Genomic DNA, 25,271 nt, shown 5'->3' with positions numbered 1-25,271 from the left:
TAAGCCACTCGCGTGAAAACCACTCGCGCGCTTTCCGCGCGTGTGTGCCTGTGCTTCTAGTGCGTGTGCTTCTAGTGCGTGTCCAGGAATTCGATGATCGCCTTGTTGACCTCGTCCGGGCGTTCCAGATAACCGAAGTGGCCGCATTCGGGAATCTCGACGTAGTCGCATTCCGGAATGGCGTCGGCGACTTCCGCGGACAGGTGGGGCGGGGTGACGAAGTCGTCGGCGAAGGCGATGACGCGGCAGGGTGCCGTCACCTCCCGCAGTGCCTTACGGCGGTCCTGGTCGGTGTCGATCCAGGTCTGGCCGGGGGACGCCGCGCCGCCGGAGAGGCGGAACGTCTCCAGCCACAGGGAGACGGCCTTGTCGTCGTTGACCGTGGCCGGCGAGAGCATCTGCAGCACCGACATGGCGGCTTCGTACTCGGCGGGCAGTTTCACCCCGCTGTCCAGCAGTGCGCGTTCCGCCCGGCCGAGGGCCACCCGGACGGCGTCCGAACGTGCCTTGGTGCCGATCAGGACAGCACAGCGGACCAGCTGGGGCCAGCCGATGGCGAGTTCCTGGGCGATCAGCGCTCCCAGCGAGGTGCCGACGATACGGCAGGGGCCGGCGCCCAGCGCCTCGATGAGGCCCTTGGTGTCGGCGACCATGTCGGCGAGGCTGTACTTGCCGGGCGGGATGTCGGACGGGGCGATGCCCCGGCTGTCGAAGGTGATGGCCTGGTAGCCGGCCTTGGTGAGCGCGGGGGTCTGGTGCAGGGTCCAGACCCGACCCCCGGCCGAGGAACCCATGATCATGAGTACTCGTTCACCGCGGCCCGACCGTTCGTAGGAGAGCCGGATGCCGTTGGTGAATACGTGCGGCATCTGGTCGCCTACTGCTCACCGTCGAGCGCGAGGCGCAGGCTCTTGGGCCGCATGTCGGTCCAGGTCTCCTCCAGGTACTGGTCGCACTCCTCCTTGGAGGCGCACACGCCGGTCTCCTCCCAGCCGCCCGGTACGTCGAGGTCGGCGGGCCACAGCGAGTACTGCTCCTCGTGGTTGATCAGTACCTTGAACCGCTTTCCGGGGGTTTCGAAGTCGAAGCTCACGGTGCGCACGGTGGTCTCCTCTGCACGACGAAGGACATGACTGGTTCCGAACAGGGGTGCGGAACGGGTGGCTGGGCGTGGGCGAACGGCACGGTCGCGGCCCGGGTCCTGGGATACGGGCCGCGGGCGGTCAGCTCGCCGTGCCCGCGGGGTCGGGTGCGGCCGTCTCGGCAGCGGCCGGCTGGCGGGCGAACTGCGTGTGGTACAGGTCCGCGTAGAGGTCGCCGGCGGACAGCAGCGACTCGTGGGTGCCGCGTTCGCGGATCCTGCCGCCGTCGACGACGAGGATCTGGTCGGCCTCGCGGATGGTGGACAGCCGGTGGGCGATGACCACCGAGGTGCGGCCCGCCAGCGCGGTCTTCAGGGCGCGTTGGATCGCGGCCTCCGACTCCGAGTCCAGGTGTGCGGTCGCCTCGTCGAGCACGACCACGGGCGGCGCCTTCAGCAGCAGCCGGGCCAGCGCCAGGCGCTGTTTCTCCCCGCCCGACAGGCGGTAGCCGCGGTCGCCGACGACGGTGTCGAGGCCGTTGGGGAGCGCGGCGATGTGGGTCCAGATCTGTGCCGCCTCGCAGGCCTCGACGAGTTCGGGCTCGGTGGCGTCCGGGCGGGCGTAGAGCAGGTTGTGGCGGATGGTGTCGTGGAAGAGATGGGCGTCCTGGGTGACCACTCCGACGGTGTCCTGGAGCGAGCTGAGGGTGACGTCACGCAGGTCCTGGCCGTCGATCCGTACCGCTCCGGAGACGGGGTCGTAGAAGCGGGGCATCAGGTGGGTGATGGTGGTCTTGCCGGCGCCCGAGCGGCCCACGAGGGCGGTGAGTTTCCCGGCGGGCGCCCGGAAACTCACCTCGTCGAGGACCCATGCGTCGTCCTCGCGCTCTTCGGCGGGCCGGGCGATCGACTCCAGGGAGGCGAGGGAGACGTCGGAGGCGGTCGGGTACCGGAAGGAGACCTTGTCGAACTCGACCTCGGGCGCGGTGGTGTCGCGGGTCGGCGGGCCGGCGCGCAGGGGGGCGGCGCCGGGGCGTTCCTTCACCAGGGCGTCGAGGTCGAGGATCTCGAAGACGCGGTCGAAGCTGACGAGGGCGGTCATGGCGTTGGCCTGCACGCTCGACAGCTGCTGGATCGGGGTGTAGAGGCGGCCGACGAGTGTGACGAGGGAGACGAGGGTGCCGAGGGCGAAGGTGTCGTGGATGACGAGGACGCCGCCGAAGCCGAAGAGCATGGCGAGGGTCACGGAGGCGGTGAGCCCCATGACGATGCCGAGCATCTGCGCGGTCACGTTGGTCTGCACGCCGATGTCGCGGACCCCGCGGGCCCGTTCGGAGAAGTGGGCGACCTCGCGCTCGGGGCGGCCGAAGAGCTTGTTGAGCATCGCTCCGCCGACGTTGAAGCGCTCGTTCATCAAGGAGCCCATCTCGGCGTTGAGTTGCATCGTCCCGCGGGCGAGCCGCTGCATGCGGCGGCCGATGATCTTCCCGGGGATGAGGAAGAAGGGGACCATGAGCAGAGCGACGAGGCTGAGTTGCCACGACAGGTAGAACATCGCGGCCAGCACCAGGACGAGGGTCAGCACGGTGTTGACGGTCTCCGCCATCAGCACGGTGATCGCCTGCTGCGCCCCGATGACGTCGGTGTTGAGGCGGCTGACGAGGGACCCGGTCTGGGAGCGGGTGAAGAACGCCAGGGGCTGCGCCTGTACGTGCCGGAACACCAGGGTGCGCAGGTCGTAGACGAGGCCCTCGCCGATCTGTGCGGAGAGTCTGGCCTGGAAGTACTGGGTCAGCGCGTCGAGGAGGGCCAGGCCCAGGAGGGCGCCGGCCACCGCGATGACGACGTCCGTCTTGCCGGGGACGATGCCCTTGTCGATGACGACCCCGAACAGCAGCGGGCCGGCCGCGGTGACGACGGCGCCGAGTGCGGACGCGGTCACCAGGAACAGCAGCCGCCATCCATAGGGTTTCGCGAACGGAACAATTCTTCCCACTGTTCCGGGGCGAATTCCCAGGGATTCCTGCGGCCGGTCGGATTCCGGGCCGATGTCCGGCAGTTCGTCGGGATTCTCTCCCGCCGGCGCCTGTACCGTCACTTTCACAGCTGACCTCTCCTCACGGGATTTCCTCGCGTTATTCCTCACGGCACAGCTTCGCTCGGCTGCAAGCATCGCCGAGGGCTGCCTGAGGTGGCAACGCGTTCAGTTCCCGGGCGGATTCAGACGCATTCAAATGCCGCGGCGCCGCAGTTGAACACCCGCGTACTGGTGTTCCTTCGCGGCCGCGCGGGCCGGCGCGGGAAGCCGGCGCCGGGCCCGGCTATCCGGATTTCCGCGAGCGCGGGACGACGAGTCCCGACTCGTACGCCGCGATGACGGCCTGGGTGCGGTCACGCAGCCCCAGCTTGGTGAGGATGCGGCTGACGTGGGTCTTGACCGTCTCCTCGCCGACGACGAGGCGGGCGGCGATCTCCGGGTTGGACAGGCCCTCCGCGATCAGCAGCAGCACCTCGGTCTCACGGGCCGTCAGGGCCTGTAGTCCGGGCGGGGGCGCGGTCTCGGCCCTGGCGGGCATCAGGGCGAACTCGCTGATGAGCCGGCGGGTGATGCCGGGTGCGAGGAGCGCGTCCCCGGCGGCGACGACGCGTACGGCGTCGAAGAGGCGTTCCGCCGTGGCCTCCTTGAGGAGGAAGCCGCTGGCGCCGGCGCGCAGGGCGTCGTACACGTACTCGTCGAGGTCGAACGTGGTGAGGATGAGGACGCGCGGGGCGCCGCCGGAGTCGGGTGCGGCGCCGACGAGCCGGCGGGTGGCCTCGATGCCGTCCATCTCGGGCATGCGGATGTCCATGAGGACGACGTCCGGGGACTTCTCGCGGCAGACGCGCACGGCCTCGGTTCCGTTGGAGGCGGTCTCGACGACGGTGAAGTCGGGCTGGGAGTCCAGCAGCGCGGCGAAGCCGGTGCGGACCACCAGGTGGTCGTCGGCGATCACGATCCGGATCGGCGCGGACGGCGTGCTCATGAGGTCTCTTCCGTTGTGGCTTCCGGCGCGGGCGCCACCGGGCTCGGTACCCGGCGGGTCTCACCGTGCGGCGCGGCGGGAAAGCGGGCCTCGACGCGGAATCCGCCGCCGGCGGCGGGGCCGGTGCGGACGTCTCCGCCGACGGCCGCGGCACGCTCCCGCATGCCGAGCAGCCCGTGTCCCCCGTCGGTGGCCGGGTCGGGCGGGCCGGGTCCGTTGTCGCGGACCCGTACGTGCAACGCGTCGTCGGAGTAGTGCAGTTCGACGTCGACGGCGGCGCCCGTGGCGTGTTTGCGGGCGTTGGTCAGGGATTCCTGGACGATGCGGTAGGCGGCGAGTTCGATGCCGGGGTCGAGGGCGCGCGGGGATCCGCTCAGGATGAGGCGAACGGAGGTCCCGGACGCCGTACGGGCCTCGTCGAGCAGTTCGTTGAGCCGGCCGAGGTCGGGCTGCGGCCGGCGCTCGCCGCCGGTGACGGTCCCGGTGTCCTCGCGGAGCACGCCGAGCAGACGGCGCATCTCGGTGAGGGCGGCGCGGGCGGTGTCGCCGATGCCGAGCAGTCGTTCCGCTCCCTGGGCCGGCATGCCGGCGGTGGCGACCCGGGCCGTCTCGGCCTGGACGGCGATCATGGAGACGTGGTGGCCGACGACGTCGTGGAGTTCGCGGACGATGCGGGCACGTTCACCGCGGGCCGCGTTCTCCCACTGGGTGCCGGCCATGACCTCGCGGACGGCGGTGTGTTCGCGCTGGTGTTCGCCGGCGCGTCGGGCGAGGCCCGCGAGGGCGGCCGCGGGGACCAGGGCCGCGAGCAGGACGACCCGGACCCGGTAGCCGGTGTCGTCGGACGCGGGCAGGGCCAGGGCGAGGAAGGGCACCGCGCACAGTCCGGCCACGAGGACCCGGCCGCTGCGGGCGAGCCGGTACTGGGCGACGAGCTGGGCGGCGATTCCCGCCAGGGTCAGGGTGTGGAAGATCGTGAGCGAGCCGATGCTGACGACGGTGACGGTGAGGCCGGCCGTCAGGGGCCGCAGGAGGGCCAGCGGCAACGCGGTGGACAGGCAGATCAGCCCGACGATCATCGTGAACTGGACGCCGGTGGCGCTGCCGTCGCGGGCGGCCGTGGAGGCGGTGTCCGCGAGGAGGCGCGGGATGGACCCGTGCTCGGCGACGAACTCCCCCAGGGATTCGGCGACGGCCAGCAGGCCCAGCGACCATGCGACGAGGGTCCGTGCGCGGGGGGACGCCGCGATCCGTCCCGGCGTCCCTGTCCAGGCGTCGCGCCAGGCTGTCGCACGGTTCACGCCGGTCATTATGGCAGTCGCGGACGGGCGGGATCGTCCCCTGCCACAGGGATGGCGCCGTCCCTCACCTGAGGGGCGGCGCCATCCCCCCGCCGAGGGACCGGGTGGCCGTCGGTGCTCAGCGGCGGGTGCCGCTCAGCGCGGACGCCAGCCGGTCCAGTCCTTCGGTGAGCTGTTCGGCCTTGCCGCCGAAGCCGATCCGGACGTACTGGGGCTGCCCGAAGCAGGAGCCTGGGATGACCAGGACGCCCCGTTTCTGGAACAGCTCGTCGCAGAACTCGTCCGTGTCGCCGATCCCCTTCAGCCGTGGGAAGGCCGTGACGCCGCCGGCCGGTGCCACCAGGGACACCAGGTCCGGATGGGTCGCCGCCCATTCCAGGAGGGTGGCGCGGCCCGCCGCGGCCTGCTCCCGGCGCGGCTGGATGAACGCCTGCGCGTTGTCCAGGACGCCGAGAGCGAGGAGCTCGACGAGCGGCGAGACGTGCAGGGTGGTGTAGTCCCGGATCCGCACACAGTCGGCGAGCAGGGAGGGTGGCGCGACGCACCAGCCGAACCGCAGGCCGGGCAGCCCGAACGCCTTCGAGAAGGTGCCGAAGGCCACCGCCCGGTCGTACAGCGCCGGGACGCTGGGCAGCGGTGGCGTGTCGTAGGTGAGGTCGGTGAAGGCCCCGTCCCACAGCACGTACGCGCCGACCCGTTCGGCGATGGCGAGCAGCCGGTGCAGTTCCGTCTCGGTGAGGGTGGCCCCGGTCGGGTTCTGCGGGAAGTTGACGATGACGGCTCGGGTGTGGGGGCCGACCAGTGCGGCGAGTGCGTCCAGGTCCGGCCGCCAGTCCTGCTCGGCGTCCAGCTCCCAGGTCCGGATCCGGCAGCCCAGGGCGGTCGCGTACTCGGTGAGCAGGTGGTAGCCGGGTTCCACCACGACGACCTCGTCGCCGGCCTGGAGCAGAGCACTCAGGACGAGGGAGACGGCCTCGCCGGAGCCGCTCGTCGTCATGACGTGGTCGGCTTCGACACCGCCGACGTGGCGGGCGACGGCGGCCCGCACCTCGGGCGCGCCGAGGGAGTAGCCGTCGTCGAAGACGAGCCGGTCGACGTCGGCGTGGCGCAGGCCGGTGAGCGCCCGCAGTTCCGCCATGGAGTAGGAGTGGACGCCGCTGGAGCTGATGTCGATCTCGGCGGTGAAGTAGTAGTCGCGCAGCCAGTCTTCGAGGGGCGCGGAGCGCAGTCTCATCGTGTCGCCTCGGTCTCGGAGTGGGAGCCGGCGGCCGGCCGGTTCGGATTCAGCTGCCGGCCCGGACCGCCCTCGCCTCGCGGGCGGCCCGGGACTTGCGGAGGTCGCCGGTGACGTTGATCCGCTTCAGCCAGCGGTCGGTCCCGTCGTGGCGGGCCTTGAAGGGCTTGCGGCCGTGGACGACACGGAAGTTGTCGAGGAAGCAGAAGTCGCCGCTTTCGAGGACGACGTCGAACATCACCTCGTCCATCGCCTTCACCAGGGCGTCCAGCGCGAGACGTGCCTCGTCGTCCTCGTCGCCGACGCTCATGAAGTACGGATCGGCCCTGAGGTAGGGCTGTTCCGGGTCGCCGAAGAGGACGGCCACCCGGTCGGGGTCCGTCTGCATCCGCTCGATGGTGTCGAACGCCCCTGCGGTGGGGCGGGAGTTGTTCTTGCCGAGGTGGGACTCGTCGGGGAGGATGACGAACCGCTCCTGGAAGAGGACGTCCCGCAGGTCGTCCGGCAGCCGCAGCGCGTCGGCGTACCCGACGGTCGTCGCCGCCCGGTAGGGGTTCCTGAGGCAGGCGAAGGACAGGAAGTCGCCGCGCAGCGGGTGGAAGGCGTCCTCGGTGTGCCAGGTGAGCAACGCCTCGCTGCTGGAGCCGAGTTGCTCGTGCTCGTGGCCCTGGATGGGCACGATGTCGTGGATCATCCGGCCGTCCTGCTGGGTGGCCCAGCAGAACGGGTCGCCGAGCAGGGAGCTGTATAGCATCAGCAGCAGTTCCTCCCGGTGGGCCGGGGAGGGCGCGGGCCGGTCGCGCCAGTGGGACGGGGTCGGCCCGAGCCGCGCGTGGTCGACTCGGTAGCCGGAGATGCACAGCACGCCCGAGAGCTGTTCCAGGCGGAAGGCGTTGAGGTGGAGGCGGATCCTGTTGGGGAGTTCGTGGGCGACCAGGGTGGCCCGGTGCAGGGCGTCCTCGGTGTCGAGGGTGGCGAAGGCGTCCTCGCACTCGTCGAGGAGTTCGCCGACCGCGCTGATCTCCACCGGGTCGAGTTCCAGCCTGTCCATTCTGGTGTTCCTCTCCATACCTTGGTCGGGCGAATTTCCGGATACGCCGTCGAGAAGTTCTCTCCGGCCCGTTGAGAAGGTGCCGCCGACGAGGTGACCCGTTCTCGGGCACCGTCGGTCGCGATCCTTCGACATCGACATCCGCACAAAATCCGATTGCTGTGTGCTCTGCGCTGCCGTAGCGAACGCTGCTTCGCACTCCTCACCGGGCGATGACGCGTCGTTCCGGAACATCGCCGGTCAAAGCAGGAGCTGGCTATTTCAGGAATTCCTGGTAGATCCTTCCCGCCACCGCCACATCGTGCAGGGACATGCCGAAGGGATTGACGACGATGCGGTCGGTGGCGGACGTGCGGCCGGCCGCGGTTCCGCCGACGAGGTCGCACAGTTCCGCGGTGACCTCGACGGCGGGCCGCTTCCGCGGGCCGTCCGGGGAGCCCCTGTGGTCCGGGGCGTCCGAGGTGTGCGAGGCGCGGTGGCGCGGCGGCGGCAGGACGTCGCCGGCGCGGTGCATCCGGCCGAGGATGCGGGTGGTGTCGGCCGCCACCAGGCTCCAGTCGTCCACGACGACCTGGTCTGCGGCGGCCAGCGCGTCGGGGGTGAGGTCGTCGAGCGACACGTTGACGGCGACGGCCCCTTCGGCGATCCAGTCGGCGGGGATGTAGCCGCTGGTCGTGGTGGTCACGGGCATGATCAGCTCCGCCTCGCGCACCGCCTGCTCGGCGGTGGCGGCGACGTCGAAGGCGACCGTGCGGTAGGTGTCGCCGAGGCGTTCGGCGAGCCGGGCGGCGCGTTCGGGGACCCGGTCGTGGATCCGTACCCGCCGGACGGAGGGCCATCTGCGCAGCGCCAGGTCCAGGTGGGCCTCGGCCAGCGCGCCGGCTCCGACGACACCGATGGTCCGCGCGGGCGCCGCCCACAGCAGTTCCGTGGCGAGCACGCTGACCGCCGCGGTGCGCCCGGCTGAGATGTGGGCCGCGTCCAGGGCGCACACCGGCCGGGCGGTGGTGAGGTCGAAGAGGAGGATCAGGCCGCCGGCCCGGGCCAGCCCGCGGTCGGGATTGCCCAGGCTCGCGTTGATGATCTTCGTGCCGGCGATCCGCCGCCCGTCGATCTCCACCAGTCCGGGCATGTTGAGGCTGCGGCAGGACTCGCCCTCGTCGTTGGTCCAGCGCAGGCAGCTCTCCTCGGGCAGCACGGTGCGGCCCGCCGCGTGCGCGAGGAACACCTCGCGCACGGTGCCGACGACATCGACCTTCTCCAGGAGGGCCGCCACGTCCACGTCGGTCAGTTGCAGCATGGTGCGGGCCACTCGAGGTACGTCGTCTCTCGCACGGTCACGGAAACCCCCTGCCGGAGCGCGGGCGGGAAAAAGCGGAACGGAGGGAGAACGAATTACGGAATCCGGCACGCCGGGCGGAATTCCACCGGCCGGGCCCACGGCTCGTCCTCACCGCACAGCACTATGACCCGATGTCCGGCAGGCGATCAATATTCCGTCGTACCGACGTGCACGTTCAACTGCGGCCCCGCACAGGTTGAACATACGGCGTTCAAGCACGGCCGGAGAGGCCGGGCGGTACTTCCTTGACATGTCACCCGCGGCATTGTGAGCATGCCGCGGGGCCCGGACTGCCCGAAGTTCCGTGGGCCGATCCGGAAATGGCCGAAGTACGACGTGGCGTTCACCTGAATCCCGCGATCGGGGCCGTCGTTGATCGGTACGGTGGGCTGAGCGATTCACCTCTGGTGCCGGGCGGTGCCGCCTCGCCCCGCCCGCTTCGAACCGAGTGACAGGAAGTGACGCATGGCCGAGTCCTCCGGCATCGCCGGACCTCGCACCCGCCGTAACGTCATGGCGGGAGTGGGAGCCGCCGGCGTCGCGGCCGCACTGACCGCGTGCGGCACCAAGGACAAGGAGAGAGGGCCGGACCTGGGCACCGGGCAGGACGGATCATCCCCGTCACAGAGCGGTGAACCGTCCGCCGGTACCTCCAGTGGCGGCGGTACGGAGCTGGGCAAGGCGTCCGACGTCCCCGTGGGCGGCGGCCTGGTCGACCAGGCCGCGAAGGTGGTCGTCACCCAGCCGACCGAGGGCGAGTTCAAGGCGTTCTCGGCGGTCTGCACGCACCAGGGCTGCACCGTCTCCGCTGTGGAGAACGGCGCGATCGTGTGCCCCTGCCACAAGAGCCGGTTCGCCATCGCGGACGGCAAGGTCATCTCGGGCCCGGCGAGCCGCCCCCTGCCGTCGACGGCCGTAACCGTCACGGACGGCACCATCAGACTGACCTGAGCCCTCGGCTCAGCCCCCATAAGCCGCGATGTCACATCCGGTGCTACGTCGGCCCGCGGTGAACGGCCCTGCTCCAGCAGGGCCGTTCACCCGGCCGTGACGCTTGTCCGCCGCCCCGCGTGGAGTCACGGATGGAATCGCCACCGGCCCTCGGTGACGACATCCACCTGGCCGTCCCTGACTCGGACAGCCGTGTCGTCGTCGATGAAGTAGATCGGGAAGTCGGCCCGCGCGACGATGCGATCAGCCCACGCGTCGTCCCGTTCGGGGAAGTGCGGCGAGTACAGGTGAGGCTTGAGATACCAGTCGAACAGGCCGAACGGCGGCTCCACGGTGGTCGCGCCGAGCACCTGGAGGTCGGCGGTGTCCCCGATCACGTCGGCGGAGTGCTCGGTGAGATGACGGCTGAAGATCATCGAGCCGGCACTCACCCCCACGTAGACCCGGCTCTTCAGCGCCTCCAGGAAACCGTCGGCCAGCCCGTTGCCGGTGATGCTGCGCGCGAGGTGGTAGTGGTTGCCGCCCTCGACGTAGACGACGTCGGCGTGGAGCAGCCGGTCGAGGACCAGCTGCCGGGGCAAGCCGTTCAGCTCCAGGACGTCGAACTCCCGCCAGCCGAGGCTGTACAGCCGGTTCAGGTCCTCGACGAACCATCCGTGGTCCCCCGGCTCGGCGACCGACGCCGTGGGGACGTACACGACGTTCGCCGACTCGAACGGCTTTCCCAGCATGTCCCGCAGAGCGTCCCGCAGCGTCTGGTTACGCAGGCCGCTCGCCGTCAACAAAAAGTTCATCGGGCGAGACAAGCATGGTCGGCGGGCCCGCGCAACGGGCGTGTCTCATCGACCGAAGGGTCTCCTCCCCATCAGCTTGGTGTGGTCAGTGAGCCGGGAAGGACCAGAAGTGCGGGATTGGACCTGCCCCCTCCCGGCTGCCGCTCCATGGTCGACCGCGAGGCCCCCGTCCCCGATAGGGCCTAACAGTCCCTTCCCTGACCACGGATAGGGCCGAACGGCCCTTCTTCACACCGCTGAACGCCGACCGCTTTACCAAGCCATGACGATCCCAAAAGGCTCTCTAGAGGCTTGGGGAACCGTCGCGTCCGTAGGTCTGTGTGTGCGGGATCCGAAGAACCGGATCAGGAGACACGGTGCTCGTTTCGCAAAAGGCAGCGGGAACTCTCTTCCTGGGTGGTGCGATCAGCATCACCCTCAGCTCGCTCCTCTACCCCTCCATGCTCGGAGTTCAGAAGGTCAACAGCGCACCCGCGCGGGTCGTCGCCGCACCGGCGACCGGGCCGCTGACGGAAGCCGACCGGGATTTCGTGGTCCAGGTGCGCGCGGCCGGACTGTGGGAGTACCCCGTCGGCCAGACGGCAGCGAAGAAGGGGACGACGAAGGCCGTCAGGAACGCCGGGAAGCAACTGGTCGACGGGGACGCCGCGTTGGACGCCGCCTGCCGTGACGTCGCCGGACAGTTGGGCATCACACTGCCCAACCAGCCGTCGCCTCAGCAGCAGGGCTTCGCATCCCGGCTGAAAGCGGAGAGCGGCAAGCAGTTCGACACCGACCTGGCGACCACCGTGCGGGCGACGAACGGCCAGTTCCTCACCACGATCGCCGGCGTCCGCACCACCACGAGGAACTCGCTGATCCGCGCGCTGGCCGACCAGGCCAACACCACGGTGCTGGACCACATCACAGCCGTGGAGGAGACCGGCCTGGTCGACTTCGGCCAGGTCCTCGCCCGGGAGACCACCTCGCCCGGCCTTCCGGCCCAGGACCTGACCCCACCGCCCGCCATCGCGGGCCAGCCCCAGGTCACCCTCACGCCACCGGCCAACAGCACGCTGTCGCCGAGCCCGACAGCGGGGTGAACAGACGCCCGGTCAGCAGCCCGCCTTCGGCCAGGGCGGGCTGCGGAACTGGACGAGTTCACCGCACACATCGTCGGCACGATCCGGTGGTTCACGAGTTTCACTGAACCGGCATCTAGGCATAGTGGTGGGCAAGACGGGTGGCCAGGTCGCGGAGGTGGGCCCTGGCTTCGGTGGGGCCGTGCACAGTGATGGCGCTCCCGAACGGCAGCAGTGCTCGCACGTCCTCCAGGTGCAGGAAGCGGATCGTCACCTTGTGGCCGGTGGCGGATTCTTCGTGGTCGTCCCGGACGAGCCGGGGGCCGAAGATCCGTTGCGCTCGCTCGATCTGGGTCTGGTCGATGGTGGCGCTGACCTCTGTCGCGTGGTTGTGTTCCCACTGAGCGGTGAGCGCCGCGGCGACGGTGGCCAGGGTCTGGTTCTCGCGGATCCGTCGAGGCTGGTCGACTTCCTGCCACGTCGTGATCCGTTCGAGTCGGTACATCCGTGGCACTCGGGCGGAGTCGGCGACGAGGTACCAGATGCCGGCCTTGGCGAACAGCCCGTAGGGATCCACGACCAGGTCGCGTGGGCGTGACTCGCGTGGGCTGTCGTACGCGATCCGTAGCCGGCGGCCTCGCCGCACCGCGCCGATCAGCGAAGCCGGAGTCGTGCCGGAAACTGGTGCCTGACGCCAGGGACGGCTGTCCACGTGCACTACGTCGGTGAGCGGCAGGAGTTCATCGACTCGACGTGGCTGTGCGGCGGCGATCTTGGAGAGCGCGCGCTTGCTTTCGGCCGATGCGTTGAGCTCCGCGCGTTGCCTCTCATCCAGCCCGGCGAGCGACAGATGATCGCGCTCGTCCGGTGTGAGCCGCGTGAGGTCGGGTCCGGATCCGGGCAGCATGGTCACGCCTCCGAGGCGGCCCCGGTGTGCGGTCACCGGCAGACCGGCGTCGCGGAGCCAGTTCAGATCCCGGGTGATGGTGCGAAGGGACACCCCGAGCGCTGAGGCGAGTTCCTGTGTGGTCACGGCATCCCTCGATGTGAGGAGCAGCATCAGGGTGAAGAAGCGGTCTGGGGTCACACACCGATTTTTTCAGGAATTGCGACAGGATGCGGCGCATATCCCGGTCAGGCTGGCAGATGCGTACCTGCCACCCGTGGGAAGGAACACCCATGACCACCACGTCCGTCGTGTCCATCGTCTACGTGAACGACGCTCCCGCCGCAGCTCGTTTCTACGGCGGTCTCCTCGGCATGAGCCCCTCGTTCGAGACTCCGGGATACATCACCTTCGACCTCGGCCCAGGCGCTGACCTCGGACTGTGGTCCGGCCAGTTCGAGCATCTGACACCGGACGTCCCGCGCACCAGTGAGGTCTGCCTGGCCATCGACGGTGGGCCCGACGAGGTCAACGCGACCTTCGAACAGTGGAAGTCCAAGGGGGTCACGATCCTGCGCGAGCCGCAAGACGCGGGGTTCGGGCTGACCTTCCTCGCAGCCGATCCTGACGGGAACCGTATCCGCGTCGCACCGCAGGACTGAAAGGCCGCAGTGACGACAGCACGGACTGGTTGTCGGTCAGCCGTGGTCGTGCGCCGGTACGGGGTCGGGGGGTGCGTCCGCCTCGCGGAGTTCGGCGAGGAGGACGTTCTGGCCGTCGAGAAGTTCGGTGAGGATACGGCGTGCCGCGCGCAGCAGGTCGGCGACGTCGCCGCCGGCCAGGGCGTAGCGGACGGTGGATCCCTCCCTCGTGGACACCACGATGCCGGACCGGCGCAGAACGGCCAGTTGCTGCGAGAGGCTGGACGGCTCGATCTCGATGTCGGCGAGCAGGTCCCGTACCGGAACGGGCCCGTGCTGGAGCAGTTCCAGAACCCTGATCCTCACGGGATGCCCGAGCATGCGGAAGAACTCTGCTTTGGCTTGGTAGAGGGGGACTTTCATGAGCGTTCGCTCTCTGCCGGGTCGGGCGGGGTGGGATCACCGGCGAGCGCGGCGGTGCCGTGCGGCACCGCCGCGTTGGCCGTGTACGGCCGATCCTCGCCGCTCAGGGTCTTGTGCAGGCATGAATTGGGATCATGCTGATGTGGTCACTTGAAGAAGTCTTCACATCATGGGCGCACAAAGTTCCGGGCCTTGGAGCGCTGCTAGACCTCGAGTTGTTCCTCGACCCGCTTGAGCTGGTGACGGGCCATGGCCAGGTTCGAGCGTTCCTTGTCGAGAACCAGATACAGGAACAGGCCGTTCCCGCTGCGGCCGGTGATGAGACGGATGAGGTGATATTGCCTCTCCAGCGTGATCAGGATGTCCTCGATCCGGCTCTTCAGACCCAGCTCCCCCATCGTGCGCACCTTGGCCCGGATCACATCCGTGTTCCCCGCCGCGGCGACGGTCAGGTCGAGATCCTTGCCCCCGCCCAGCGTCCCCAGAGCCATGCCGCTGGTGTAGTCGACCACGGCCGCCCCCAGCGCCCCCTCGGTCCCGGCCATCATTTCCTTCAGTGACACTTCCACGCTCGCCATAGCAGCGCCTCCCCTTTGGGTGTCGGTTCGGGAAAGGACCGTAGGCCCGGGAATCCGACGCCGGTGCGACGTTTCCGGGTCTGACGGATACTGACGGATACTGACCGGGCAATTGCACGCCCAGTTCGTTCTAGCCGTCGATGTCGAGCGCCGTGCCGTACAGTCGGTCCACCTTCAGGCGGATGACCACTCGGCGCTCGGCGACCAACTCCTCCAGGAACGCGGCTTCGTCCTCGGGCCGCCCGGCCGCCGGGATCATCGCGAGCAGTTCCCGCCCGACCGCGTCCCCCGGAACCGTCGTGCTCTCCGAGACCACGGCCTCGCCTTCGGCGACGGCGAACGACCACACGTCGCCGCCCGACACATGCAGCGCCGCACGTGGATCGCGCCGCAGGTGCTGGACCTTGACCCGGTCAGCCGTGGTCGAGAACCGCACCGTGCGGGCTTCGGGGTCCCAGCTGTACACCATGGTCGTCAGGTGGGGATGGCCACTGCGCTTGACGGTGGCTAGCGTGCCGAACTGCTGCCGGCTGAGCAGGGCGGAGAGGGCTTCGTCGGACATCGAGCGAGGCTCTGGGCGTTGAGTCATGAGGTGATCAACGCCCGTACCCGCCCAGTAATTTCATGGACTTGACGTCCGGCCTGACCGGCGGTCGCCCGCTCAGCCGTTCCTGTACGACATTCCCCCGCCGATCGTCGAGCCCCCGGCGCTCGGCCCGAAAGCCGGTCCGGACGGTCCGGGGGTGACCGGATACAGTGCGCGGTACGGCAGTCTGGTCAGGGAGGGAAAGCGTGACCGACACCAGTGACATCCGGCCCGCCGAGGGTGAGGCACAGGCCCCGCGGCCGAGCCGCCTGCACCGGCTGATGCGCTACATCCCCCTCATCGCTCCCGTCCTGCTGTGGGCCGTGCCCTGCTGGGTGCTCCTGTTCACGGGCCAGCACTGGCCGCTGCCCGTCACGCTCGTCGGCACCGCCCTGTTCGCGCTCGGTCTCGTCGGTATGCCGCTCGCGATGGTGCGCGGCCACGGCCGGCGTCAGCAGGACGGTGCGGCGATCGTCGGAGACACCCTGCTGGGCTCCAGCTGGGTGCTGTTCACCTGGTCCGTGCTGCTCGGCGTTCTGTTGCGGCTCGCCCTGACCGTGGCCGGCGTCGGGGCGGCCCAGGACCGGGCTCGGATCGTCACGTGGGCGGTGCTCGGCGTCAGCGCCGTCCTGCTCGCCTGGGGCTACGCCGAGGCCCGGCGGGTGCCGCGCGTGCGTCGGCTCGACGTGCGACTCCCCCGGCTGGGCGTGGGGTTGGACGGCCTCCGGGTCGTCCTCATCACCGACACCCACTACGGCCCGCTCGATCGTGCCCGCTGGTCGGCACGGGTGTGCGAGACGGTGAACGCCCTGGAGGCCGACCTCGTCTGCCACACCGGTGACATCGCGGACGGCACGGCCGAACGCCGCCGTGCCCAGGCCGTCCCCCTCGGTACCGTGCGCGCCACCCAGGCGCGTGTGTACGTCACCGGCAACCACGAGTACTACAGCGAGGCCCAGGGCTGGGTCGACCTGATGGACGAGCTGGGGTGGGAGCCGTTGCGCAACCGCCATCTGCTGCTCGAACGCGGCGGCGACACCCTCGTGGTCGCCGGCGTCGACGACGTCACCGCCGAGTCCTCCGGCCTGGTGGGCCACCGTGCCCATCTCGCCGGAGCCCTGCACGGCGCCGACCCCGACCTGCCCGTCCTGCTCCTGGCGCACCAGCCCAAGTTCGTCGACCGGGCGGCGGCCGACGGCATCGACCTCCAGTTGTCCGGCCACACCCACGGCGGGCAGATCTGGCCCTTCCATCACCTGGTCCGGATCGACCAGCCCACCGTCGCCGGTCTCAGCCGGCACGGCGCCCGCACCCTTCTCTACACCAGCCGCGGCACCGGCTTCTGGGGCCCGCCGTTCCGCGTCTTCGCCCCCAGCGAGATCACCCTGCTCGTGCTCCGCTCCCCGCACCAGGCCACCTCGGCGTAGCAGGCGGCGGGCGTCTGCGGCATCCCCGGCGGGACTCATGGCCGTCGGGGGTGAACCGTCACTCCGGCAAGGCCCACGACGCCCAGTGGTACGACGGCTTCCGGCACGCCGAGCCGATGAGGGCCCAGACCGCCCGCGACGGCCTGCCGACGGCTGACGACCCCCAGGACCCGGTCCTGGACCACCCCCAGGACGGTCCTTGGCCACCCCCAGTACCCGGTCCTGACCGCCGACACGCTTCACGAGTCGATCCACGGCGCACACCCTCGCAGGGGCCGCCGGCACAAGGCTCGGCGGCCGTCTTGCGCAGGCTCGATCCGCGGTGTCCACAATCCCCCGGAGGAGTGAACACCTCCCTGATCGAACGAGTTTGACCCCGACCGGCCAGAGCCCCCACGCCCGGCAGCCGGCATGGGAACTCACGTTCGCCCCATGCCTTGCGATCGGCCCGTGACGCGACCCGTGCCAGCGCGTTTCCAGAGCATCAGTGCCACGTCGACGCCAGCTGGAGGACACGCCATGTGCCCCGCCCCCGCCCCCTTACCGCAGCCTCCGGGATTCGAACGGCGGCCCGGCCCGCCCAGGCACGACGTTGACGGCAGGTCCGGTGCTGCACCTACCGCGGACACGGGATGGGGCGGTCGGCATGAGTGAGCCCACCGAGGCACCGGCCGGCAGTGTCCCCGGACCGCGCACCGCTGCCGAGCCCCGGATGCGGTACGTCGACCTGACCGGCAGCCGCGAGGCGGCCGGCCGTTCGATCCGGATGCGGGACATGGCCCGGCGCCTGCCGCAGCTGGTGGGCCGCTCGCTGGCCCTGGCCTGGCGCGTCGACCGACGGGCGACCGCCGGCCTGCTGCTGTGCCAGACCGTCACCGGTGTGACCCAGGCCCTCGGCCTGATCGCCGTCTCCGGCACCCTGACGGCCCTGCTGCGCAGCGGAGACGTCTACCACCGGCTCCTCCAGGCATGGCCCTCCGTCGCCCTGCTCGCCGGTGCCGCCGGCGTGCGCGCGCTGCTCGGCATCACCGTCAGCTGGCTGTCGTCCCGGCTCGGCCCGCTGATGTCACGGGAAGCCGAGCAGATGCTCATCGACGGCTGCGCCGAGGTCGAGCTGTGCGCCTACGACGACCCCGACTTCAACCGCGACCGGGAAGCCGCCGACCGCGGAGCACAGGTCACGGGCGACCTGATCAACGAGGGCCAGGATCTGATCGCCTCGGGCGCCGGCTTCCTCGCGGGGGCGCTCGTCCTGGCCGGGGTGCACTGGGTCCTGCTCCCCCTCCTCGTCGCGGCCAGTCTGCCGCAGGCCCTGGCCCAGGTCAGCGCCGCCCGGGTGCGCTACCTCGCGAACCTGCGCAGCAACGGCGACAACCGGATGCTGTCGGTGCTGCGCTGGCACATCTACACCAAGGACGCCGCGGACCAGATCCGCGCCGGCACCATGGCCGGGTTCCTGTCCGGCCGCTACCGGCAGACGGTGGCCCGGATCAACCGCGAGGACCGGGCCGCTGCCGACAAGGGCGCCCGGATGTCCCTGGTCGGCGCCCTGTGCGGAGGGCTGGGGTCGGCGGTGGTGTGGGCGGCGGTGGTGTGGCTGCTCGCGACCGGCCGTATCACCGTCGGGCGTGCCGGTACGGCCGTCTTCGCGTTGCAGACGGTGGGCACGTCGATCCGCGGGCTGGTGTCCGTCGGGGCGCGTGCCGTGCGTACGGGGTTGTACATGGACGACTGGACCGGCTTCCTGGACAAGGCCGGCGGCTTCCGGATGCGCCGGGGCCCGCACCATCCCGAACCGCCGCGGACGATCGAGGTCAAGTCGGTCACCCACCGGTACGCCGGCAAGGACCGTGACGCGCTGTCCGGGGTCTCGCTCACCTTGCGCCGTGGTGAGGTCACCGCGCTGGTCGGCTTCAACGGCTCGGGCAAGTCGACCCTTTCGAAGCTGGTCAGCGGTCTCTACCTGCCCACGGACGGTCAGGTGCTGTGGGACGGGGTTCCGACCGGCGACGCCGATCCGCAGGCGCTGTGGCGGCAGGTGGCCCTCGTGCCGCAGGACTACGCGCACTGGCCGCTGACCGTGCGCGAGAACGTGACCCAGGGACAGCCCACGGAACGTGGCGACGCGGCCGTGCGGGAGGCGTGCGAGGCGGCGGACGCCGACGAGGTCGTGGTCAAGCTCGGGTCCGGCCTGGACACCCTCCTGGCCCGCGAGTGGCTGAACGGGGAGGAGCTGAGCGGCGGACAGTGGCAACGCATCGCTCTGGCAAGGGCGTTCTTCCGCCAGGCGGGTCTGCTGGTCCTCGACGAGCCGACGGCCAACCTGGACCCCCGCGCCGAGTACCGCATCTTCCAGCGGCTGCGGAAGCTCGCCCGGGACCGGGCCGTGCTGCTGGTGACCCACCGGATCACCAACGTCGCCGTCGCCGACCGCGTCGTGGTCCTCGACGAAGGCAGGATCGTCCAGGAGGGCACCTACGCCCAGCTCTGCCGACAGCCGGGTCTGTTCCAGCAGTTGCTGTCCTACCAGATCACGTCCGGGTCGGACGGCGAGCGCCGCGGGACCCCCGCGTGAGCGGCCGCCCCGGCGCCACGTCGAGACGTGTCGGCCGCTGACCGGTCCAGCTGTTCTTCTTCCGCAGCTCAGGGGGTACGACGGTGGGGACAGCCCCATGGGCCGACGGGGGTCCGGCCCCCCGGGAAACCTGCGGCTGACCGGCTGGTTGCGGGGTCACGGTGGTAGCGAGACTCGGCTGCATGACGACTTCCTCAGCCGCCCCGACCACCACCGCACCGTCCGCCGCGCACCCCCGCAGAACCCGCCCCGACACCGGCAGCGACTTCGCCCGGCTGTCCCAGCGCATCGACGAGGCAGGCCTGCTGCGGCGGCGCACCGGCTACTACACGGTGCGGCTCACCCTCGTGACCGGGCTGCTGGCGGGGGGCTGGGCGGCCTTCCTCACGCTGGGCGACACCTGGTGGCAGCTGGCGGTCGCCGTCCTCATGGCTCTGGTCTTCGGCCAGGTCGCGCTGGTCGCCCACGACCTGGCGCATCGGCAGGTGTTCCGGCAGCGCCGCCCGAGCGCGGCCTGGGGCCGGCTCTTCGGGAATCTCGGCATCGGCATGAGCTACGGCTGGTGGATGAACAAGCACACCCGCCACCATGCCAACCCCAACCACGAGCAGCTGGACCCCGATGTCGCCCCGGACATCCTGGTGTGGTCCACGGAGCAGGCCCGCGACAGCGACGGTCTGGCCCGCTTCATCGGCGGCCACCAGGCGTTCCTGTTCTTCCCGCTGCTGACCCTGGAAGGCTTCAACCTGCATGTGGCGAGCGTCCGGGCGCTCCTGTCACCGTCCATGAAGCACCGCCGGCTGGAGGGCGGCCTGCTCCTGCTGCACCTGGCCGCCTACCTGTCCGCGCTGTTCCTGGTCCTCTCCCCCGGCAAGGCGATCGCGTTCCTCGTCGTGCACCAGTGTCTCTTCGGTGTGTATCTCGGCTGCGTCTTCGCCCCGAACCACAAGGGCATGCCGACCTTCAGCGGCGACGACCGGCCCGACTTCCTGCGTCGGCAGGTGCTCACGTCCCGCAACGTGCGTGGCGGCCGGCTCACCGACGTCATGCTCGGCGGACTCAACTACCAGATAGAGCACCACCTGTTCCCGAGCATGCCCTCGCCTCATCTGCGGCGGGCGCAGGTCGTCGTACGCGCGTACTGCGAGGAGATCGGCGTGCCGTACCACGAGACGGGGCTGATCCAGTCCTACCGCGAGGCTCTCGCGCACCTGCACCGGGTGGGGGAGCCGATCAGGCGGCAGCGGAGGTCGTCCTGACCGCGGGAGGGCAGCAGCCGCACCTGGGGCCGAGAGGCCGGCCGAACGTCGTCGCTGCTCTGCTCAAGGTGTCAGCACGATCCTGCCGAACACCTTCCCCGCGTCCATCTCGCGGTGGGCCCGCACCGCCTGGTCCAGTGGCAGCACCGCGTGCACGACCGTGCGCAGGTCCCCGCGCACGGCATCGGCGAACTGGGACGACCGCACGGCCTGCCGGTCGGGACCGGGCACGGTGTCGGAGCTGAACGTGGCGAACGACAGCGATCTGCGGAAGCCGTCCATCAGCCGCATGCCGAAGTCCGCCGGCGGCTGCCCACCGACCACGCCGACGGCCACGTACCGCCCGTTGGCGTTCAACCTGTCGAGGAAATCGGGTACTTGGGGCCCACCTACGACATCGATCAGCACGTCGAAGCCCGCCGGTACGTCCGGCGCGGTCGGTGCGCCCGGTACGTCCGGTGCCGCTTCGCCGGAGCGGTCGAGGACGTGGGTCGCGCCCAGGTCCCGCAGGCGGGCGCCGCGCTCCGTCGACGACGTGGTGACCGCCACCGCGCTCGCACCGGTCCTGGCGGCGAGCTGGACCGCGGTGATCCCGATACTGCCCGCCGCGCCGCGCACGAGTACCGTCTCACCGGGCGCGAGACGAGCCCGGTCCAGGGCGAAGTGGGCGACCACTCCGGAGCCGCCGAGGGTCACCGCGTCAGCGCCGGTCAGGCCCTCGGGCAGGGCCAGGACGTTGTCGACCGTCGCGACGGCCTGCTCGGCGTACCCACCGGACAGGCCGGTGAACGCCCACACCCGGCGCCCCGTCCACGAGGCGTCCACGCCCTCTCCCACCGCGGTGACCAGGCCCGCGACCTCGCTGCCGAGGAGGTGGCCTTCCCGGAAGCCGTAGGCGGCGAGGGTTCCCCGCCGGATCACGGCGTCCACGCCGCCCACCCCGACCGCCTCCGTGGCGATCCGCACCTGCCCCGGGGCGGGAACGGGCACCGGCACATCGACGACCTCCAGACCAGTGGGGTCTCCGAACGTCCTGATCACGACGGCTTTCATGGCTCTGCTCCTGAGAAAGGCGTGGAAGGCGAGGAAGGCAGCGGGACCGGGCGCCCACACCGCCTTCGGACCGTAAGGGACGCCCCCGTCCGTTTGGCTAAAGTGAGAAACGATGACTGCCGATTTGCCTCAGACCATGCGCTCCGACGCCCGCGACAACCGGGCCCGCATCCTGGACGCCGCCCGCACGGTGTTCGGCGAAGCGGGTCTGAGCGCGCCCGTGCGCGAGGTCGCCCGGCACGCGAACGTCGGTCCCGCCACGCTGTACCGGCACTTCCCCACCAAGCAGGCCCTGGTCACGGAGACCTTCGCCGAGCAGCGGCGGGCCTGCCAGACCGCCGTCCGCGACGCTCTCGCCGACCCCGACGCATGGCACGGGTTCCGGAGTCTGATCGAGCGCATCTGCGAACTCCACGCCCGCAGCCGGGGGTTCGCCGACGCCTTCATGACGGCCTTCCCCGAGGCGATGGACTTCGCCGCCGACCGGGAGCGGACGCTGCGGGCGGTCGGAGAACTGGCCCGCCGCGCCCAGGAGTCCGGCCGGCTGCGCCCCGACTTCGTCATCGACGACCTGGTCCTCATGCTCATGGCCCACCGAGGTCTTCAGGACGCACCCCGTGCCGCCCGGATCACGGCCTCCCGCCGGTTCGCGGCGTACGTGATCGAAGCGTTCCGCGCCACACCGGGGCCGGAGACGCCCACCCGACTGCTACGGTGCGCCGATGTCAGTGATCAAGAAGTTCCAAGTCACCTTTGACTGTGCGGAACCCGAGCGCCTGGCCCGGTTCTGGTGCCAGGTGCTGGGGTACGTCGTGCCGCCGCCACCGGAGGGGTTCGCCACCTGGGACGACTTCTGGGATGCGGAACCACCGGAGCAGCGGGACTCGTGGTTCGCGTGTGTGGACCCCTCAGGGGTGGGTCCGCGGCTGTACTTCCAGCGTGTTCCCGAGGGGAAGGCCGTCAAGAACCGGGTGCATCTCGATGTGCGCGTCGGCACCGGACTCGTGGGCGAGGAGCGGCTCGCCGCGCTTGAGGCCGAGTGCGCGCGACTGGTTCCGCTCGGTGCCGTACACGTGCGGACGCTGTACGACGGCAACGACGCGTGCATACCGATGCTGGACATCGAGGGCAACGAGTTCTGCATCGACTGAGCATCCGCTCGTCGAGCACGGTCAGCCGGCCGGCACGGCGGAAATGGGTCAGCACGGCGGAAAAATGCCCGCTATACCGCAGAAATGCAGTATGTGGCAATATGCCATGTGTGGCTTTTTGGTGCCGCGGACAGGCGAGAGGAGTGCATTCATGATCGCCAAGCTGCTCGGCAAGCTGTCCTTCACCCGCCACTACGGTGCGTACGGGGCTCACGAATGGGACGCGTACGCCGGCGACCACTAGGACCGAGCACACCGCTGGCGGGCACCTGAGGGAGCCCGCCAGTCCCGAGCCGCAGCGTCGGCGACACCGGCCTGGACAGGTACGCGAGCCAGGGACGGTCTCATGGGCCGAAGGAACGAGCCACCGCGGTTGCCCGAGGGCGGCTTCGCCGCCTGGAGCCGCGACCGGCTGGCAATGGCGCGGCGTGGCGCTGAGGAGTGCGGGGACGTCTGGCAGCTGGAGCCCGGCGTCTACGTGGCCGCCGCGGCCGAGCCGTGCGAAGCGGTGCTGCGCCGCGCGCAGGACTTCCCCAAGGCTCCCTCGCCCCTCTTCCCGCCGTTGAGGCGGTCGAGCGGAGCACCGACGGCGGAGGAGCGTGCGCGCGCCCATGCCTCCCGCATGCGTGGACTGCGCGCCCAGGCGGTCGCGGCGCGGGTCGGTGAGATCGCGCCCCGCACCGCTCGATTCGCCGACCAGCTGCCCGCGGGCCAGGACGTCGAGATCCTGCCCGCGGTCCGGCACGCTCTGGCTGAGGTCGGCGTGGGCTATCTCTTCTCCGCGGACGCATCCGCCCTGCTGCCGTACGCCGCGCGGCTCTTCCTGGCCCGGGAGGTGCTCGTGCGGCCGTCGCGCTGGGTATGGCCGCGCTGGGTGCCCACTCCGGCACGGCGGTTCCGCACCCGGCAGCAGGTCGCCTTCACCGACGCTCTGCGGCCCGTCGTCCGCCGGCGTCGTTCGTCGGGCCCGCTCGGTGACGACATGCTGGGCCAGATGCTCCGGCCCTCCCCCCGCTACGGTCCGCTGCCGGAGGAGGCCGTTCTCGACACGCTCCCCGGAATCACCGTCGCCACCTTCGAAACCCCCACCCGGGCGGCCGGATGGATCCTGCTCCAGCTCGCCCGGCACCCCCGGGCCGCGGACCGCGTGGCGACCGAAGCCGCCTCGCTGCCCATGGACCCGGCAACTACGACCAGCGCCCACCTCGGCGGCCTGCGATACACCCAGGCGCTGGTGAGCGAGGTGCTCCGGCTGTACCCCCCGAGCTGGCTGCTGACCCGGCGCGCCGCGCGGCAGACCGAGCTCGCCGGCTACACCATCGACGCCGGGTCCACCGTTCTCGTCTGCCCCTACACCGCCCAGCGCGACGCACGGGAGTACGCCGAGCCGGACCGGTTCCGGCCCGAGCGCTGGCTCGATGGGCCGGCCTCACCGGCGGAACCCGGGGCGTTCCTCTCGTTCGGTACCGGGCCGCACGGCTGCGAGGGCTCCGCACTGGCCATGGCGATGCTGACGCTCCTGACCGCGCACACCGCCCGCCGCCATCACTTGAGCGAACCGCCCGGCCCGGATCCCAGTCACCGGGTCACCACCCTCGAAGGCCTCGCACCGGCCGGCCTGCGCCTGCGCGCCACCTCGCGCGGCTGAGCACGGTCACGCGTGTCTCGTGTCGAACTCGTCGGCGAGCATGCCCATCATGACCAGGTCGTGGTGCCGGCCGGCGAAGAAGACGTGTTCCCGCAAGCGCCCCTCCTCGGTGAAGCCGAGCCCGCGGAACAGCCCCAGCGACGGCTCGTTGTGGGCGAAGACCGCTGCCAGGCACTTGTGGTAGCGGCGCTCGGCGAACATGAAGCGCGACAGCAGCACCACGGCCTCCGTCGCGTAGCCCCTGCGCCGGTGGTCGGCGCCGATCATGACATCGAGCTCGAACCAGCCGGACCGCGGGCCGGTGCGATGTGAGCCGACGGTGCCGACCAGCTCTCCCGTGGCCGTCGCCTCGACCCCCAACCGGAAGCAGTCGTCCTCGCCCTCGGCAACGGCCTGCTCCCTCGCCCACGCTCGGCAGCTCTCGGCGGAGCGCGGCAGAGCCAGCCGGCTCCCCCGCCGGCCGTCCTCGTCCGCGAACCGCATGAACGCCGTCCAGTCGTCCGGCTCGACAGCGCGTAGGCGTACCCGATGACCAGTCCAGGACGATTCCATGCCCCATTGGAACACCCCGCGATGCGCACGAGACGGCGAGGCACACCGAGTCCGGCGCGCTGACCTGCGGACATCCACGCGATCAGCGCTCGACTCGCCGGTACCGGTGCCGCTGTTACGCTGATTTTCTGACGGCATTCAGGCGCCGACGGCCTGAGGAAGCGCTGATGTACGACCCTGATCCCGACGACGACGGCCGGCGTGAACGGGTGCCGCGCGACGGCCGGATCGTGATCGTCGGGGCGTCCCTGGCGGGGCTGCGGGCCGCGGAGTGCCTGCGTGACGAGGGGTTCACCGGGTCGCTGACGATGATCGGCGACGAACTGGGCGAACCCTATGACCGGCCGCCGTTGTCCAAACAGGTGCTGACGGGGTGGGTGCCCGCCGACGGCACCAGGCTGCCGCGGCGTCGTGACGTCGACGCGGAGTGGCTGCTGGGAGTGCCGGCGAGCGGGCTGGATCTGGCCGGCAACCGGGTGTGGCTCGCCGACGGCCGCGAGGTGCCCTTCGACCGGGTGCTGATCGCCACCGGGGTGCGGGCCCGGCCGTGGTTCGTCGAGTCGGAGGCCGCGCTGGACGGGGTGTTCGTGGTGCGGACCCGCGAGCACGCCGAGGGCCTGCGACGGGCGCTCGCCGCGGGGCCGTCCCGGGTGG

Annotated in this window: 25 protein-coding genes; 10 read left to right on the top strand and 15 right to left on the bottom strand. The window is 70.5% G+C overall.

Going from position 1 to position 25,271, the window contains the following annotated elements:
* Positions 1-71 precede the first annotated feature (71 nt).
* The 8 genes from MB828_RS16125 to MB828_RS16090 all read right to left on the bottom strand — a co-directional run bounded on the left by MB828_RS16125 (position 72) and on the right by MB828_RS16090 (position 8,990).
* Positions 72-869 carry an alpha/beta fold hydrolase gene (locus tag MB828_RS16125; RefSeq protein ID WP_301648772.1) on the bottom strand — a complete coding sequence of 266 codons (798 nt, stop codon included), beginning with the start codon at positions 867-869 and terminating at the stop codon, positions 72-74.
* Between the two features lie 8 nt (positions 870-877).
* Positions 878-1,102 carry an MbtH family protein gene (locus MB828_RS16120; RefSeq protein ID WP_276207582.1) on the bottom strand — a complete coding sequence of 75 codons (225 nt, stop codon included), beginning with the start codon at positions 1,100-1,102 and terminating at the stop codon, positions 878-880.
* A 121-nt stretch (positions 1,103-1,223) separates the two neighbouring features.
* Complete coding sequence (locus MB828_RS16115; protein WP_301648771.1) at positions 1,224-3,023, bottom strand: ABC transporter ATP-binding protein; 1,800 nt, start codon at positions 3,021-3,023, stop codon at positions 1,224-1,226.
* A 379-nt stretch (positions 3,024-3,402) separates the two neighbouring features.
* Positions 3,403-4,104, bottom strand: a complete 702-nt coding sequence (locus MB828_RS16110; protein ID WP_301648770.1) for a response regulator — start codon at positions 4,102-4,104, stop codon at positions 3,403-3,405.
* Positions 4,101-5,405, bottom strand: coding sequence for a sensor histidine kinase (locus tag MB828_RS16105; RefSeq protein ID WP_301648769.1), 1,305 nt, complete (start codon positions 5,403-5,405; stop codon positions 4,101-4,103). Before MB828_RS16105 ends, MB828_RS16110 begins: the two co-directional genes overlap by 4 nt.
* Before the next feature lie 118 nt (positions 5,406-5,523).
* A complete protein-coding gene (gene vioD, locus MB828_RS16100; RefSeq protein ID WP_301648768.1) occupies positions 5,524-6,639 on the bottom strand; it encodes a capreomycidine synthase in 1,116 nt (371 codons plus the stop codon).
* 49 nt (positions 6,640-6,688) lie between these two features.
* Positions 6,689-7,690 (bottom strand): guanitoxin biosynthesis L-enduracididine beta-hydroxylase GntD, encoded by a 1,002-nt coding sequence (gene gntD, locus MB828_RS16095; RefSeq protein ID WP_301648767.1) that lies wholly within the window; start codon positions 7,688-7,690, stop codon positions 6,689-6,691.
* A gap of 256 nt (positions 7,691-7,946) precedes the next feature.
* Positions 7,947-8,990: an ornithine cyclodeaminase family protein gene (locus tag MB828_RS16090; RefSeq protein ID WP_301648766.1), complete on the bottom strand. Its 1,044-nt coding sequence runs from the start codon at positions 8,988-8,990 to the stop codon at positions 7,947-7,949.
* A gap of 507 nt (positions 8,991-9,497) precedes the next feature.
* Here MB828_RS16090 and MB828_RS16085 point away from each other — a divergent pair.
* Positions 9,498-9,983: a Rieske (2Fe-2S) protein gene (locus MB828_RS16085; RefSeq protein ID WP_301648765.1), complete on the top strand. Its 486-nt coding sequence runs from the start codon at positions 9,498-9,500 to the stop codon at positions 9,981-9,983.
* A gap of 125 nt (positions 9,984-10,108) precedes the next feature.
* On the opposite strand, the gene MB828_RS16080 is transcribed toward MB828_RS16085, so the two are convergent.
* Entirely contained in the window at positions 10,109-10,777 is a 669-nt protein-coding gene (locus tag MB828_RS16080) for a Type 1 glutamine amidotransferase-like domain-containing protein (protein ID WP_301648764.1), read from the bottom strand.
* A gap of 392 nt (positions 10,778-11,169) precedes the next feature.
* Here MB828_RS16080 and MB828_RS16075 point away from each other — a divergent pair, with 392 nt between their 5' ends.
* Positions 11,170-11,859, top strand: coding sequence for a DUF4142 domain-containing protein (locus MB828_RS16075; RefSeq protein WP_301648775.1), 690 nt, complete (start codon positions 11,170-11,172; stop codon positions 11,857-11,859).
* Positions 11,860-11,974: 115 nt separating this feature from the next.
* Here MB828_RS16075 and MB828_RS16070 read toward each other — a convergent pair whose 3' ends face one another.
* Positions 11,975-12,925 carry a helix-turn-helix transcriptional regulator gene (locus MB828_RS16070; protein WP_301648763.1) on the bottom strand — a complete coding sequence of 317 codons (951 nt, stop codon included), beginning with the start codon at positions 12,923-12,925 and terminating at the stop codon, positions 11,975-11,977.
* A gap of 92 nt (positions 12,926-13,017) precedes the next feature.
* On the opposite strand from MB828_RS16070, the gene MB828_RS16065 reads away from it, so the two are divergent.
* Positions 13,018-13,386, top strand: coding sequence for a VOC family protein (locus MB828_RS16065; RefSeq protein ID WP_133023137.1), 369 nt, complete (start codon positions 13,018-13,020; stop codon positions 13,384-13,386).
* Between the two features lie 36 nt (positions 13,387-13,422).
* Here the strand turns inward: MB828_RS16065 and MB828_RS16060 are convergent, their stop codons facing one another.
* The 3 genes from MB828_RS16060 to MB828_RS16050 form a co-directional block, all read right to left on the bottom strand.
* A complete protein-coding gene (locus tag MB828_RS16060; RefSeq protein WP_301648762.1) occupies positions 13,423-13,788 on the bottom strand; it encodes an ArsR/SmtB family transcription factor in 366 nt (121 codons plus the stop codon).
* 203 nt (positions 13,789-13,991) lie between these two features.
* Positions 13,992-14,366 (bottom strand): hypothetical protein, encoded by a 375-nt coding sequence (locus MB828_RS16055; RefSeq protein WP_133023135.1) that lies wholly within the window; start codon positions 14,364-14,366, stop codon positions 13,992-13,994.
* 130 nt (positions 14,367-14,496) lie between these two features.
* The gene (locus tag MB828_RS16050) at positions 14,497-14,955 is read right to left on the bottom strand and encodes a pyridoxamine 5'-phosphate oxidase family protein (protein WP_301648761.1); all 459 of its coding nucleotides are present in this window, start codon (positions 14,953-14,955) and stop codon (positions 14,497-14,499) included.
* A gap of 203 nt (positions 14,956-15,158) precedes the next feature.
* Here MB828_RS16050 and MB828_RS16045 point away from each other — a divergent pair, with 203 nt between their 5' ends.
* The 3 genes from MB828_RS16045 (at position 15,159) to MB828_RS16035 (ending at position 20,213) form a co-directional block, all read left to right on the top strand.
* Complete coding sequence (locus tag MB828_RS16045; RefSeq protein WP_301648760.1) at positions 15,159-16,379, top strand: metallophosphoesterase; 1,221 nt, start codon at positions 15,159-15,161, stop codon at positions 16,377-16,379.
* A 712-nt stretch (positions 16,380-17,091) separates the two neighbouring features.
* Positions 17,092-18,954 (top strand): ABC transporter ATP-binding protein, encoded by a 1,863-nt coding sequence (locus MB828_RS16040; protein WP_301648774.1) that lies wholly within the window; start codon positions 17,092-17,094, stop codon positions 18,952-18,954.
* A gap of 182 nt (positions 18,955-19,136) precedes the next feature.
* On the top strand, positions 19,137-20,213 hold the full coding sequence (locus MB828_RS16035; protein WP_301648759.1) for a fatty acid desaturase family protein: 1,077 nt from the start codon (positions 19,137-19,139) through the stop codon (positions 20,211-20,213).
* Positions 20,214-20,276: 63 nt separating this feature from the next.
* Here MB828_RS16035 and MB828_RS16030 read toward each other — a convergent pair whose 3' ends face one another.
* Positions 20,277-21,266 carry a zinc-binding dehydrogenase gene (locus MB828_RS16030; protein WP_301648758.1) on the bottom strand — a complete coding sequence of 330 codons (990 nt, stop codon included), beginning with the start codon at positions 21,264-21,266 and terminating at the stop codon, positions 20,277-20,279.
* Positions 21,267-21,378: 112 nt separating this feature from the next.
* Between MB828_RS16030 and MB828_RS16025 the strand changes: the two genes are divergently transcribed.
* The 3 genes from MB828_RS16025 (at position 21,379) to MB828_RS16015 (ending at position 24,065) form a co-directional block, all read left to right on the top strand.
* The gene (locus tag MB828_RS16025; RefSeq protein ID WP_301648757.1) at positions 21,379-22,023 is read left to right on the top strand and encodes a TetR/AcrR family transcriptional regulator; all 645 of its coding nucleotides are present in this window, start codon (positions 21,379-21,381) and stop codon (positions 22,021-22,023) included.
* Positions 21,989-22,417, top strand: coding sequence for a VOC family protein (locus MB828_RS16020; protein ID WP_133023130.1), 429 nt, complete (start codon positions 21,989-21,991; stop codon positions 22,415-22,417). Before MB828_RS16025 ends, MB828_RS16020 begins: the two co-directional genes overlap by 35 nt.
* Positions 22,418-22,763: 346 nt before the next feature.
* Positions 22,764-24,065 carry a cytochrome P450 gene (locus tag MB828_RS16015; protein ID WP_301648756.1) on the top strand — a complete coding sequence of 434 codons (1,302 nt, stop codon included), beginning with the start codon at positions 22,764-22,766 and terminating at the stop codon, positions 24,063-24,065.
* Positions 24,066-24,071: 6 nt separating this feature from the next.
* Here MB828_RS16015 and MB828_RS16010 read toward each other — a convergent pair whose 3' ends face one another.
* On the bottom strand, positions 24,072-24,617 hold the full coding sequence (locus tag MB828_RS16010) for a GNAT family N-acetyltransferase (RefSeq protein ID WP_301648755.1): 546 nt from the start codon (positions 24,615-24,617) through the stop codon (positions 24,072-24,074).
* Positions 24,618-24,784: 167 nt separating this feature from the next.
* Between MB828_RS16010 and MB828_RS16005 the strand changes: the two genes are divergently transcribed.
* The coding region (locus MB828_RS16005; RefSeq protein WP_301648754.1) for an FAD-dependent oxidoreductase at positions 24,785-25,271 on the top strand (487 nt) is incomplete at its 3' end.

This window comes from Streptomyces arenae (assembly GCF_022343545.1).
Taxonomy (GTDB): domain Bacteria; phylum Actinomycetota; class Actinomycetes; order Streptomycetales; family Streptomycetaceae; genus Streptomyces; species Streptomyces humi.
Note: the sequence above shows the minus strand (reverse complement) of the source record. Positions and strands in the feature narration are given on the sequence as shown.